The following is a 13,036-nucleotide window of genomic DNA, read 5'->3' as shown; positions in this document are numbered from 1 at the left end:
AGGGGGCCGGTGGGGGCCGATCGGCTCCCACCGGCCCCCTGCGCGCCTGCCGTGCGGTTACGCCCCGTACGCCTTGAAGGCGATCACGTGGGCGTGCGGTGCCCCGTGCGTCGCGTCGACCACGAGCCGCAGCGCCCGGGTACGTACGGGGCCGCCGTCCGCGGCCCTCAGCTCGTGCACACGGTGGCGGCGCCGGTTGTCGGTCACCGTCAGGAGGGTGTGCCACGTACCGGCCGCATCCCGGCTCTGGACGCGGTAGTCGCGCACCAGTTCCGGCATGACGTCGTACGGGGTGCGGTGGCGGTGCAGGTTGTTCAGGTACTCGTCGACGTCGTCGTCGAACACCAGGCGTGTCTCGGTGAGTTCCTGCTCGTCGTGCCAGTCGAGACGGAGCCACTCTCCGGTGCCCTCCGGCGCGGAGGACCACATGTTGGGGCCGCCGTAGGGCCGCTGGTATCCGCCCACGCCCCGCTCGGGGTGGAACGCCGCGGTGCCGGGGGCCGCCCGGAAGGCGAAGGTCTGGCGGCGCAGGCCGCGCGCCTGCCATTCCAGGACCAGCTGGCCGTCCTCCTCCGGGATGTCGTGGTCGACGGCCGCATCCCCCTCGGCCTTCCTGCGCAGGGCGAGGACGCCGTCGGTGCGCTCGGGGAGCAGGACCAGGGCCGTGTCCGCGCAGGCCCGGACGATGAGGACCGCGTTCCGGGGGGTGTCGGGGCGGTGGCCGAGGCGGGCCGTGACCCAGTGGGGACCGCCGGACGGGACCGTGACGGTGGTCGTGAGGAGGTGGTCGGCGGGGACCGCGTTCTCGGGGGCGCCCGTGCCCCACAGTTCGACGGTGAGTTCGCGGTCGGTGCCGTCCTGGGCGCCGTGGACGAGGAGGTCGACCGTGTCGAGGGCGGGGTCGACCGGCAGGAGGAGGGCGAGGTCACGGGCGAGCGGGTACGGGGTGCCGGGCTTGCCCTCGGTGGGCTCGGCGGCCAGCCGGTCCAGGTGGGAGGAGGCGCTGACGCGGGCCGTGCGCGCCAGGTTGCCGGGGTCGTCGTCGGCGACGCCGATCACGGAGGCGTCCTGGCGCAGCAGGGTCCGAAGCACCAGCCGCGGTCGCTCCGTGGCGAGTTGGCGCGGTGTGAGGCCCTCGGCGACGCACAGCGCGGCGGCGGTGCCCGCGGCCTCGCCGAGTGTGGCGCAGGTGGCCATGACGCGAGTGGCCCCGAAGGCGATGTGGGTGGCGGAGATGTTGCGCCCGGCGAAGTGCAGGTTCGTGACGTTCGCCGAGTAGAGGGAGCGCAGCGGGATGTGGAAGATGCCGTCGGCGTACCTCTGGCGCGCCCCTGGCTCGTCGGCGTACATGCCCTGAACGGGGTGGAGGTCCACGGACCAGCCGCCGAAGGCGACGCGGTCGGTGAACTGGCGCTGCTGAAGAATGTCCCGCTGGGTGAGGACGTGGTCGCCGACGAAGCGGCGGTACTCGCGCTTGCCGGGGAGGCTGCCGACCCATTCCAGGGTGAGGTTCTCCGCGTCCGGGAACTTGCCGGAGTTCTTGATGTGGTCCCAGATGCCCATGATGACGGCCTGGAGCTCGTCGCGGATGCGCTCGTTGTCGTGGACGGTGTCGAGTTCGCCGCCCCACTCGATCCACCAGTAGTCGCAGCCGTTGTCCCCGGTGCGCAGGATGCGGTTGCGCAGGATGGGCGTCGTCGACAGGTCCTTGGCGTAGGCGGGCGGTACGAACTTCGCCGGTGCTCCCGTGTCCCTGGTGTGGAAGAGGATCGTCGAACCGAGCAGCGCCCGGTCGGCCTCCACCGGCGCCCAGGGTTCGTCGAACTCGGCTTGCGCCTCGCGGCCAATGCGGTAGTGGGCGCCGGCGAGGTGGCCGAGCAGGCCGTCTCCGGTGCAGTCGAGGAACTGGCGCGCGTGGAAGGTGATGCGGCGCTCCGAGCCCATCATCCAGCCGGTGCAGGAGTGCACCTCGCGGCTGTCGTCGGAGCCGCTCGCGTCGACCTCGCGCACGTCGGTGTTGAGGTAAAGGTCGATGTTCGGTTCCGCGCGGACGGCGTCGAGCACGACCTGGTCCCAGTAGTACGGGTTGCCCTCGGGGTTGCGGTACTGGTTCTCGGTGTACAGCTCGCCCATGATTCCGGTCTCGCGGGCCCAGCGGTGCACGCCGTGTGCGGAGGCGCCGCAGACCCAGACGCGGATCTCGCTGCTGGCGTTGCCGCCCAGGACGGGCCGGTTGTTGACCAGGGCGACGCGCCGGCCGAGCCGGGCCGCGGCGATGGCCGCACAGGTCCCCGCCAGTCCGCCGCCGATCACGGCGATGTCGTAATGGACCTCTTCTTCCCGCACGTGCGGCCTCCTCGATGTGGTGCTCGGACACTTCCCGCCATAGCGGAGCAGCCCTGAACGTACATCACATCCATATTGTGCAACCACTATTCAGCTAGCGGGATTCGTTGTAAGTTCCGTTGCGGCCACCGATTCGGTCACCACGCACCGGAGCGCGTGTTCGCTGCAGGTGGCATGAGTTCGCGGGTCCTGCACAGAACCGGCGATTCACCGACCAAAAGGGTTGACTCCATCGCGCGATATGGAGAACGATCCCGCATGCTGCAACTTGCATTCACTGGAGCAGGGTTGGCGTTCACACGGGCCCGGCGCTCCCGCACCGTTCGAGAGGACTGACCCATGAGTACGGCCGCACCTCCCCAGAAGGCGCCCCCGCCCCGCCGGCGGACGGGCGGGCGGCTCTCCAACGGTGCGTTCGCCCTGCTGCTGACCGCACCAGGACTCGCCCTCTTCGCGGCGATCATCTTCTACCCGCTGCTGTCGGCGCTGTTCACGGGCTTCTTCAAGCAGGACCTGCGACTGCCGGGCCGTCAGTTCGTGGGCCTGGACAACTTCACGTACTGGCTGGACGGCGACTTCCTCACCATCCTCAAGCAGACGCTGGTCTTCACCGTCGGCGCGACGCTCGTCCCCTTCGTGGTCGGCTTCGCGCTGGCGCTCGCGCTGAACACCGGTCTGCGGGGCAGCGGCTTCCTGCGCGGTCTGTTCCTCTTCCCCTGGGTGATCCCGGGCGTAGTGGTCTCCTTCCTCTGGATGTGGATCTTCAACGCCAACTACGGGGTGCTCAACGGCGTCCTCATGAAGGCCGGGATCATCGAGGAGTCCGTGGCGTGGCTCGGGCAGCCCGGCACCGCGATGCTCGCCGTCATCGTCACCAAGACCTGGGCCAGCTTCCCCTGGATAATGGTGATGCTCCTGGCCGGCCTGCAGACCGTGCCCAGGGAGCTGCACGAGGCGGCTTCGATGGACGGGGCGGGCTCGATCCGGCGCTTCTTCGCCGTCACCTGGCCGCAGGTCCGCGGTGTCGCCTCGATCGTGCTCCTGCTGGAGTTCATCTGGAACTTCCAGCACTTCGACACCATCTACGTCCTCACCGGCGGCGGTCCGGCCGGCACCACCGAGACCTTCGCGACCGCCGTCTACCAGACCGCGTTCAAGGGCTTCGACATCGGCCGGGCCACCGCGCTGGGCGGACTGTGGATGCTGCTCCTGCTGCTCCTCGTCGTCGTCTACCTCAGGATCACCGAGCGGAAGGGCGACGCCTGATGACCTCCACCACCTCCACCCCGCTGTCCGCCGTGGACCGGTCCCGATCGTCGGCCACCCGGGCTGGGGGCAGCACCCGGCGCCGCATGCGCAAGGATCTGCTGCGCTCGCGGATCGCCGCCTGGAGTGCGGTCGTCGTCATCGGCGCCTTCGGTCTGCTGCCGGTCTACTGGCTGCTCGCCACCGCGCTGAGCACCCCCGAGTCGACGTTCCGGTTCCCGCCGAGGCTGATACCCACCGACCTCACGCTCGACAACTTCACGGCCCTGGCCGAGAACGACCAGTTGATCAAGTACATGGTCAACTCGCTCATCGTGGCCTCGATCACGGCCGTGCTGAGCGTGGTGGTCGCCACGTACATGGGCTACTCGTTCTCCAAGTTCCGCTACACGGGCCGGCGGTCGCTGATGCACCTGGTGCTGGCCTCCCAGATGTTCCCCCAGGCCCTTCTGCTGGTCACCCTGTACACGGTGTTCTCCAGCTTCGGCATGCTCAACACGTACACCGCCCTGGTGCTCTCCTTCACCACGTTCACCATGCCGCTGTGCGTCTGGATGCTGAAGGGTGTTTTCGACACCATTCCGGACGCCCTGCTGGAAGCCGCGTCCATCGACGGCGCGTCCCGGTGGCGGACGCTGCACTCGATCGTGGCACCGCTGGCCGCACCCGGGATGATCGCCGCCGGACTCTTCGCCTTCGTCCGCGGCTGGAACGACTTCATCTTCGCGCTGACCCTGGCCGACAAGGAGAAGCAGACCCTGCCTCCCGGCCTCGTCTCCACCTACATCGGCGAGTTCCAGACCGCCTGGCCCCAGTTGATGGCGGCCTCCCTCGTGGTGTCCGTGCCGGTGATCGTCGCCTTCATGTTCCTGCAGCGCTACCTCGTCGGCGGCATGACCGCCGGCTCGGTGAAGAGCTGAACCGCGGGCCCCGCCCGCACCGCCCCTCCCGCTCACTCCCCCATGGAGACATCATGACCACCTCTGGCATCAGCCGGCGCGGCGCGCTGCGCATGTTCGGCATCGGCGCGCTCGGTGTGGCGGGCGCCGGTGTGCTCGGCGCCTGCGCCCCGTCCGGCGCCGGCTCCGCGACCAGCGGCGACACCAAGTCCAAGGACTTCGACTTCACCTCCTGGTCGCTCAACGAGGAGGCCGCCAAGCCTTCCATCGAGAAGATCATCGCAGCCTGGGAGAAGGCCCACGACTCCAAGATCCGCGCGGTCTCCTACCCGTACAACGAGTACCTGAGCCAGCTCACCCTCAAGCTCGGCGGCGGCCAGACGACGGGCGCCGTGCACCTCGACATCGCCTGGCTCGCCGCGATGGCGCAGATGGGCAAGCTGGCGGACCTCGGCACGGTGGCCGGCAAGGGCGGCTACACGGACGTGGCGCTGAGCAGCGGCACGTACGACGGGAAGCAGTACGGGCTGCCGTGGAACACCGGATCGATCGGTCTGATCGCCAACTCCAAGCTCCTGGAGAAGGCCGGCATCAAAAAGCACCCCACCACCGTCGAGGAGTTCGAGGCCGCGCTGCGGGAGCTGAAGGGGCTCGGCGGTGGTGTGGTGCCGTATGCCGCCGCCACCAAGGTCGCGCAGCTCAAGGACATCTTCCCGTGGATGCAGACCTTCGGCTGCACGCTGCTCGACGGAGGGAAGGTCACCATCGGCGACGACGCCTCGATCGACGCGGTCACCTGGTACCAGAAGCTGCACGACGAGAAGCTGATCGCCGCCGACGTGGACCGCTTCGACGCGCGTGCCCTGTTCGGGCAGGGCAAGGCCGCCTTCTACGACGACGCGATCATAGGCAAAGGCGTGACCTCCGCCCAGTCGAAGGACAAGACGCTGGCCGACGCCATGCAGCCGGTGGAACGACCGGTGCTCAAGGCCGGGGACACGCCGCAGGCGCTGCTGTGGGGCGGTGTGATCGCGATCGTCAAGGGCAAGGGGCAGGACGCGGCGACCGAGTTCGCGCTGCACACCACCACCGACCTCGCCACCACCTCCCAGTACTTCGCCGAGCGTGCCCTGCCGCCGTCCACGACCGCGGGTCTGGCCGCTCCCGAGGTCGCGAAGGACACCTTCTCCACGGAGTGGACGAGCAAGATCACCAAGACGGCGACCGGCAGCCCGTTCTGGCAGTTCGCGCAGAACGCCCAGATCGAGGAGGCCGTTGCCAAGCAGGTGCAGGCTGTCCTCGTCGGCACGTCGAAGCCGAAGGACGCGATGAAGCGGGCCGGCGAGGAGGCCGCCGCACTCATCAAACGCTGAGATCTGGGGAGACACGGCCTGCGGCACCGCCCTCCGGGCTGGCCCGGCGAACGCGGCACGGCCCTCGCCGGGCCCCGCCCCCGTGCTCCATCCCGCACGACGACCGCGCCGGCCGGCCCCCGGGCCGCCGCCGTCCGCGCACTCTCCACGCCCGCACCCGCGAAGAGCAAAGGAGCTCATCATGCGACGCCCCACGGTACGCATGTACACCGCCTCCGCCACGGCCCTGGCCGCCCTCCTCCTGGCCGTACCGGCCGCCGGGGCGGCCGACGCCCCGCAGGGCGCGGCAGCCGCGGCGACGGCGATCGAAAGAGTCCCGTACGCGATGGACTCGTCGAACCAGGCCGCCTGGTGGACGCCGGTGGCCACGTACAAGGGCCGGGGCCAGTACGCGTACTTCGCCTTCAACGAGCCGGGATCGACGGCGGCGACGCACCGGCCCGCCATCGCCCGGCGTGATCCGGACGGGGTCTGGAGCCGGCTGCCGCTGCTGAACAGCGACGGGCAGCAGGCCGAGTTCGCCGACGACAACGGACACAACCAGCCGTCGGTCGCCCGCGACGGCAGCGGCCGGCTGCACGTCTTCACCTCCATGCACGCCAACGCCTGGCGCTACTACCGCACCGAGGCCCCCGGCGGCGACATCACCGACCACGCGTCCGAACTGCCCGACCAGGGCGTGGGCATCACCTACCCGGTCGTCACCACCGCACCCAACGGCGACCTGTACCTGGCCGCTCGCGTGGGTGCGGGCTCCGACCAGCGGCCCGGCAAGCTGTACCGCTGGGACAACGCCAACTCCAGCTGGAGCACGGTCGCGACCTTCGCCGGCGCGCTGAACCGCTCCGTGTACCCCGACGACATCACGGTGGACGTCTCCGGACGCGTCCACCTCCTCTACGAGTGGGCGAAGGCGCCGGCGACCGCGTTCCGTCACCAGCTCTCGTACCTGACCTACGACCCGTCGACCGGCGCTTTCGCGGACAGCACCGGCGCGACCGTGACCACCCCGGTCACGCCCGCGACCTCCGACGTGATCCAAGACCTCACCTCGGGCGAGGAGTGGAGCAACGACAACGCCTACACCGGTCCGGCGGTGCAGAGCGCCAAGCTCACCCTGGACGGCACCACCCCGAAGGTCGCCTACCGCTACCGCTCGGCCGACAGCGGCGGCGACTTCCGCGTGTACTACGCCTATCCGAGCGGCAGCGACTGGGTGAGAAAGCTGGTGTACGCCGGCGGTCAGACCGCGGCCGCACTCGGCATCACCTGGGACGCGACGGAGCTCAAGCGGATCTACTACGTGACCACCTCGGGCACCGACCGGGTCTACTCCGCGACGCAGTCGGCGGACGGGGCCTGGACCGCCCAGTCCGCCGCTCCGGGTGTGAGCGCGGACCGGCTCGCGGTGCAGCAGGACTCGGACGGTCACGACGTTCTCTATCTTCCGGACACCGCGCACACCTCCCTCTATTACGGGGTCCGTTGATCTAAGGACTGTCCAGGCAACGCGGCGAGCGCGGATGCCGGCGTCGCCCGACAGGCGGGTCTTCCGGAACGCGCCCTGGAGCGCGCCGTGCTCACCGTCTCCGCGGACGGTGAGCACGGCGCGGGCGGTCAGGTCGCCGTCCTGCTCGCCAGGTACTCGTCCAGCCCCGCACCGGTGAGCGGGTAGTAGTCGGAGAGCAGACCGCCCTCGTCGAGGCGGCGGCGGGCGAACGCCTCGCGGTCCTGGTGCAGGAGCGAGTCCTCGGCCAGCGGGACCGCCCGCTCCTGCGGTACGACCACGGCGCCGTCCTCGTCGGCCACGATCAGGTCCCCCGGCGTGACCAGAGTGCCGCCCACACCGACCGGAACATTGAACGCGGAAGGGAAGAGCTCTGTCTGCGAGGCGTAGTGCGGGGTGACGCCGGTGCACCAGACCGGCACACCGAGGGCCCGGATCCGGGCCGCGTCGCGCACCCGCCCGTCCACGACGATTCCGGCGCCGCCGCGCAACTTGAAGTAGCGCACCAGCATGTCGCCGAGACAGCCGGTGAAGTGGCTCCCCTGAGCGGCGATCACCAGCACGTCGCCGGGCCGGATCGACTCCAGCACCCCCCACAGCGGGGTCTTGCGCTCGATGTCCTCCTGTTCGGCACCGTTGAAGACGTCCTCGCGCTGCGGAAGGAACTGCAGGGTCACCGCGCCACCGGTGACCTTGACTTCGGGCTCCCGGTGCAGCGGCACGGGCCCGTCGATGAAGGTGCGGGTGATGCCCATCTGGTGGAGCTTCGCGCAGGCGGTCGCCGCACTCACGTCCGCGAGCGCGTCCACCATCCGCCGGGTCGGCCTCCGGTAGGACGCGGTGTGTACCGGGGACCGCATCGACTCGTAGACCGGGGTCTCCCCCGCCGCGGGCGCTTCTTGGTTGCTCGGGTTCATGTCCGTGCCTCTCCGCGCGCTCTCCGCACGCAACACCAGTGACACCATCGTCTATCGATGGTAGATAACCTCCTATCGATTAGTGCTGTCAAACCGTCAGGAGTCCTCCGTGCCCACTGCATCCGACGGCTGGTTCGAGACCGCCCGCTTCGGACTGTTCGTCCACTTCGGCCTGTACAGCCTCGCCGCGCGGCACGAGTGGGTACGCAGCAGGGAGGCCATGTCCCAAGCGGAGTACGACCGTTATCTGGAGCGGTTCGACCCGGACCTCTTCGACGCGCGACAACTCGCGCGCGCCGCCAGGGAAGCGGGGATGCGTTACGCCGTCCTCACCGCCAAGCACCACGACGGTTTCTGCCTCTTCGACTCGTCGCTGACCGACTACACCTCGGTGCGCGCGGCCGGCCGGGATCTGGTGGCGGAGTTCGCGGAGGCGATGCGCGCCGAGGGCCTGCGCGTCGGCCTCTACTACTCGCTCCTCGACTGGCACCACTCCGGGTTCCCGGTCGACGAGCACCATCCGCTGCGCGGCTCGGCGGGCGCGCGGGAGACAGCGGACCTGGCGGGCTACCGGACGTACATGCGGGGCCAGGTGCGCGAGTTGCTCACCTCCTACGGAGAGATCGACCTGCTGTTCTTCGACTTCACGTATCCGGGCATGGGGCCGGAGCAGTGGGGGGCGGAGGAGCTCATGGAAACGGTCCGCGCGCTGCGGCCCGAAATCCTGGTGAACGACCGGCTGGGCATACCCGGCGACTATGTGACACCCGAGCAGTACCAGCCCGACCGGCCACTGGAGCGCGGCGGAGTGCCGGTGCGCTGGGAGGCGTGCCACACGCTCAACGGCTCCTGGGGCTACGACCGCGACAATCACGACTACAAGGACCCGTCCCAGTTGGTCCGCATGCTGGTCCAGTCCGTCTCCTGCGGCGGCAATCTGATTCTCAACGTCGGCCCCGACGGGCGGGGTTCGCTCGACCGGCGGGCGCGGGAGACCCTGCGGGCCATCGGGGAGTGGAGCACCACGCACTCCCGCGCCGTGCACGGCGCGGGACCGTCCCCCTTCCGGGCTCCGGCGAACGCCCTCTACACACAGAGAGGCCGCCGCCTCTATCTGCACCTGCTCGCCTGGCCGCTCAGGCACCTCCATCTTCCCGGCCTGGCCGGACGTGTGCGCTACGCCCAACTGCTGCACGACGGCTCGGAGATCGGCTTCCACGAGGTCGACGGCACCCGCCACGAGCACAACAACCTGGCCCCGCCGAGCCAGCCGCCGGGCACCCTGACCCTGACCCTGCCCACCGCTCGGCCCGACGTACTGCCGCCGGTCATCGAACTCTTCCTGACGGACGCCGAGTTGGACTCATGACGGAGTCCGGGACCGGTGACCGGGCAGCGGGACGACGGAAGGAAAGCGGTTTCGGCAGCACCCTTGAACATGCGGGATGCCACCCCTAGCATCAGCAATCGATAGGCGATTATCGCCACGCCTACCGGAAGCCGCCCGCACCGCTCGGACGCGGCCCCCTCCCCTTCGCACCGAACCCGAACGAACGCCTGCACTGCACGTCGGCTATCGATTATTCATGACTACGCAATGGAGCGTGTCCGATGAGAACCATGTGGCACCGAGCCTCCGCACTCGCCATGGCTCCGCTGGTGATGGCAACCGCCGTCGCCTGCGGAGGAAGCGGGTCCGACGAGGCCGCGGGGGGCACCACTCTCCGCATCATCGTCAACATCTCGCCCAACCTGACGGAGCAGTACTGGAAGGGCCTCTTCGCCACGTACGAGAAGAGCCATCCCGGCGTCCACGTGAAGCTGGAGCTGACGGGCACCGTCTCGGCCAACGCCAAGCTCACCCAGGACCTCGCGGCCGGCGACCCGCCCGACGTCGCCCAGCAGATCGTCCCGACCCCCGACACCGCCAAGCTCTTCGCCGACCTGTCCGACCAGCCGTGGGCGAAGGAGACACCGCTGGTCGATCAGTACGCCGTCGGCGGCAGGACGTACATGGTCGGCGTGGGCGAGCAGATCCAGTCGCTGGTCTTCTACAACAAGGCGGCCTTCGCGAAGGCCGACGTGGACGCGAAGGATATCCGGACGCTGGATCAGTTCACCGCCGCCATGGGCCGTGTGAAGTCGGCGGGCTACGAGCCCCTGCAGACCGCCGGCCAGTGGGTGACGGGCGGTCAGTTCTCGATGATGGCCGACGCCGGTGTGCTCACCGAGAACCCGCAGTGGATCAAGCAGCGCAACGACGGCGAGGTCTCCTTCGCCGACAGCGGCTATGTGCCGTACCTGAAGCGCTACGAGGAGTGGATCGACAAGGGGTACCTGAAGAAGAGCGCGCTGGGGCTGACGTACGCCGACGGGCAGACGTCCTTCCTCAACGGCAAGTCGGCGATGTACATGATGGGGTCCTTCTTCGTGCCCGCGGCGGACGCGGCGAAGAAGAGCGACGAGATCGGTGTCTTCACGATGCCGACCGACGGCGCCTACCCGTCCGGCCAGTTCGGCAACGTGGCGAACTCCTACACGGTGGTCAACCAGTCGCACCACAAGGCCGAGGCGATCAAGTTCGTGAAGTGGCTGGTCACCGACAAGGCAGCGATCCGCAGCCAGCTCGCCGCGGACGGCAATCTGCGCCCGGGCTTCAGCTATCCGATGTCCAGCCTCGGCACCGCGGTGCAGAAGATCCTCGACGCGACGCCGTCGGTGCTGGTGAAGTCCGGCGAGAACCAGCCGGTCGCCGGGTTCAGTGACGAGCTCAACACGCAGATCCAGTCCCTGTACACGGGCACCTCCGCGAAGGATGCCGCTCGCGGATTGGACAAGTGGTGGAACTCGCAGAACTGACGCCGCGGACGCGGCGCTCCGTCGCCGCCTCCCCGCGTGCGGACGCCGGCCGCGGACGGGCCCGATTCCGCGAGGCCGCCGTCACGTTCGGCATGATCGGCCCGGCCGTGCTCCTGTACACGGTACTGACGATCGTGCCCGTGGGCGTGGCGGTCTACCTCAGCTTCACGGACTGGGACGGATTCTCCCCCGCGAGGCTCATCGGGTGGGAGAACTACCAGCACCTCTTCGACGACCCGAGTTCGACGGAAGCCTGGTACGTCACCGCGCTGATCACCGTGATCGGCACCGCCCTGATGGTGGGCGCGGGCCTGGTGTACGCGCTGCTCCTCAAGGGGCGGTCCCGTACGAACTCGTTCTTCCGCGCGGTGGCCTACTTCCCGCACGTGATCAGCGCGTTGATCCTCGGCTATCTGTGGGCGGCGATCCTCGGGACGAACGGGGCGGTCAACAACACGCTCGCCAAGTTCGGCATGGAGCCCATCGGCTTCCTCTTCGACGAGCGGTACGCGCTGTACACGCTGATCGGCGTCATCGTGTGGGCCGGATTCGGCTTCAACGTCGTCCTGTTCGTGGCCGCCCTGCAGACCGTCCCGGCCGAGCTTCTGGAGGCTGCCGCGATCGACGGCGCCACCAGGCGGCAGACCAATCTGCGCATCGTGATCCCGATGATCGCACCCGTGGTCACCGTGGCGACCGTGCTGAACCTGGTCGGCCTGCTCAGGGCGTACGACATCGTGGTCAGCCTCACCGGCGGGGGTCCGGCGGGTTCGACCCAGACCTTCACCTACCTCATTCTCGCCCGGTCCTTCGAGGGCACCAAGGTCGGCTACGCGACGGCCCAGGCGGTCTTCCTGATGGTCGTCTCCGCCGCGCTCGCCCTCGTCGTGACCGCGCTGCGCAACCGCCAAGACCAAGCTGCGACCGGTTAGGAGCCGATGGTGGTCGTCACCGAACGAAGGGCCCACGACAGGCCGCGGACCGCACCGGTCCCCGCCCGCGAGGTCTCTTCGGCGAAACGGCGGGAGTCCCGCTCGCCGCTGCGCCGGGTCCTCCTCGGCCTGCTGTTCTTCGTCATGATCGTGCCGGTGTACCTGCTCGTCGTGAACGCCTTCAAGTCGCAACAGGACATCCTCGACAGCCCCTTCTCGATCCCGCTGAGCGGTCTCACCTTCGAACACATGTCCGCCGCCCTCGGCAACCCCCAGTACAACGTCATCGGAGGCTACGGCTTCACGCTCTTCCTCGTCGTCACCGTGGACGTCCTCTGCATCGCGCTGGCGGGACCGGCCGCGTACGCGATCGCGCGGAGCCTCAAGAGGCGGACGCAGCTGGTGCTGCTGTACTTCCTGGCCGGCACGTTCATCCCCGGCGCGGCCGTGATCATCCCGGTGATCTACGTACTGCGCGAGGTCGGGCTCGCCAACACCGTGACCGGCCTGGTCGCGCACGACGTGGCCTCGACCCTGCCGGTCAGCATCTTTCTCTTCGTCGGCTTCATCCGCGCGATCCCGGTGGACATCGACCATGCGGCCACGATCGACGGGGCGGGCCGCTACCGGACCTTCTGGACCATCATCTTCCCGCTGATGCGTCCGGCGCTCGTCACCGTCCTGATCCTCAACTCCATCGGGATCTGGAACGACTTCATCTCCCCGCAGATCCTGCTCAGCCCGTCGTCCGGTCACTACACGGTGACGACCGCGATCTACGCGGGCATCAGCCAGTACTCCACCGATCTGACGAAGGTGTTCCCCAACCTTCTGCTCGCCGTCGCACCCGTGATCATCTTCTTCGTCTACATGCAGCGCCACATCATCAGCGGTCTGACGGTGGGCGCGGTGAAGGGATGAGCGGGCGCATCGTTTC

At 68.9% G+C, this 13,036-nt stretch carries 10 protein-coding genes; 8 read left to right on the top strand and 2 right to left on the bottom strand.

Features of this window, described 5'->3' with window-relative positions; all coding sequences use genetic code 11:
- Positions 1 to 57: 57 nt before the first annotated feature.
- The gene (locus tag ACLQ2N_RS22385; RefSeq protein ID WP_425815722.1) at positions 58 to 2,346 is read right to left on the bottom strand and encodes an FAD-dependent oxidoreductase; all 2,289 of its coding nucleotides are present in this window, start codon (positions 2,344 to 2,346) and stop codon (positions 58 to 60) included.
- A 339-nt stretch (positions 2,347 to 2,685) separates the two neighbouring features.
- Here ACLQ2N_RS22385 and ACLQ2N_RS22380 point away from each other — a divergent pair, with 339 nt between their 5' ends.
- From ACLQ2N_RS22380 to ACLQ2N_RS22365, 4 genes are all read left to right on the top strand, one after another.
- The gene (locus ACLQ2N_RS22380) at positions 2,686 to 3,612 is read left to right on the top strand and encodes a carbohydrate ABC transporter permease (protein WP_425815720.1); all 927 of its coding nucleotides are present in this window, start codon (positions 2,686 to 2,688) and stop codon (positions 3,610 to 3,612) included.
- A complete protein-coding gene (locus ACLQ2N_RS22375) occupies positions 3,612 to 4,532 on the top strand; it encodes a carbohydrate ABC transporter permease (protein WP_425815718.1) in 921 nt (306 codons plus the stop codon). The genes ACLQ2N_RS22380 and ACLQ2N_RS22375 overlap by 1 nt, the downstream gene beginning before the upstream one ends.
- A 53-nt stretch (positions 4,533 to 4,585) precedes the next feature.
- Positions 4,586 to 5,884: a sugar ABC transporter substrate-binding protein gene (locus ACLQ2N_RS22370; protein ID WP_425815716.1), complete on the top strand. Its 1,299-nt coding sequence runs from the start codon at positions 4,586 to 4,588 to the stop codon at positions 5,882 to 5,884.
- Positions 5,885 to 6,065: 181 nt separating this feature from the next.
- Positions 6,066 to 7,373: a BNR-4 repeat-containing protein gene (locus ACLQ2N_RS22365; protein WP_425815714.1), complete on the top strand. Its 1,308-nt coding sequence runs from the start codon at positions 6,066 to 6,068 to the stop codon at positions 7,371 to 7,373.
- A 128-nt stretch (positions 7,374 to 7,501) separates the two neighbouring features.
- On the opposite strand, the gene ACLQ2N_RS22360 is transcribed toward ACLQ2N_RS22365, so the two are convergent.
- Positions 7,502 to 8,308 (bottom strand): ribonuclease activity regulator RraA, encoded by an 807-nt coding sequence (locus ACLQ2N_RS22360; RefSeq protein ID WP_425815712.1) that lies wholly within the window; start codon positions 8,306 to 8,308, stop codon positions 7,502 to 7,504.
- Between the two features lie 109 nt (positions 8,309 to 8,417).
- On the opposite strand from ACLQ2N_RS22360, the gene ACLQ2N_RS22355 reads away from it, so the two are divergent.
- The 4 genes from ACLQ2N_RS22355 (at position 8,418) to ACLQ2N_RS22340 (ending at position 13,020) form a co-directional block, all read left to right on the top strand.
- Positions 8,418 to 9,677: an alpha-L-fucosidase gene (locus ACLQ2N_RS22355; RefSeq protein ID WP_425815710.1), complete on the top strand. Its 1,260-nt coding sequence runs from the start codon at positions 8,418 to 8,420 to the stop codon at positions 9,675 to 9,677.
- A 242-nt stretch (positions 9,678 to 9,919) separates the two neighbouring features.
- On the top strand, positions 9,920 to 11,167 hold the full coding sequence (locus ACLQ2N_RS22350; protein ID WP_425815708.1) for an ABC transporter substrate-binding protein: 1,248 nt from the start codon (positions 9,920 to 9,922) through the stop codon (positions 11,165 to 11,167).
- A complete protein-coding gene (locus tag ACLQ2N_RS22345) occupies positions 11,146 to 12,099 on the top strand; it encodes a carbohydrate ABC transporter permease (protein WP_425815706.1) in 954 nt (317 codons plus the stop codon). Before ACLQ2N_RS22350 ends, ACLQ2N_RS22345 begins: the two co-directional genes overlap by 22 nt.
- A gap of 6 nt (positions 12,100 to 12,105) precedes the next feature.
- Positions 12,106 to 13,020: a carbohydrate ABC transporter permease gene (locus tag ACLQ2N_RS22340; RefSeq protein WP_425815704.1), complete on the top strand. Its 915-nt coding sequence runs from the start codon at positions 12,106 to 12,108 to the stop codon at positions 13,018 to 13,020.
- Positions 13,021 to 13,036 lie beyond the last annotated feature (16 nt).

The organism is Streptomyces sp. DT224 (genome assembly GCF_049844595.1).
Taxonomy (GTDB): Bacteria; Actinomycetota; Actinomycetes; order Streptomycetales; family Streptomycetaceae; genus Streptomyces.
This window is presented reverse-complemented; position numbering and strand designations above follow the sequence as displayed.

Bases quoted from the DNA above. Each gene is read 5' to 3' on its own strand.
- ACLQ2N_RS22380 (WP_425815720.1), top strand. From the start codon at position 2,686: ATGAGTACGGCCGCACCTCCCCAGAAGGCGCCCCCGCCCCGCCGGCGG.
- ACLQ2N_RS22375 (WP_425815718.1), top strand. From the start codon at position 3,612: ATGACCTCCACCACCTCCACCCCGCTGTCCGCCGTGGACCGGTCCCGA.
- ACLQ2N_RS22370 (WP_425815716.1), top strand. From the start codon at position 4,586: ATGACCACCTCTGGCATCAGCCGGCGCGGCGCGCTGCGCATGTTCGGC.
- ACLQ2N_RS22365 (WP_425815714.1), top strand. From the start codon at position 6,066: ATGCGACGCCCCACGGTACGCATGTACACCGCCTCCGCCACGGCCCTG.
- ACLQ2N_RS22360 (WP_425815712.1), bottom strand. From the start codon at position 8,308: ATGAACCCGAGCAACCAAGAAGCGCCCGCGGCGGGGGAGACCCCGGTC.
- ACLQ2N_RS22350 (WP_425815708.1), top strand. From the start codon at position 9,920: ATGAGAACCATGTGGCACCGAGCCTCCGCACTCGCCATGGCTCCGCTG.
- ACLQ2N_RS22340 (WP_425815704.1), top strand. From the start codon at position 12,106: ATGGTGGTCGTCACCGAACGAAGGGCCCACGACAGGCCGCGGACCGCA.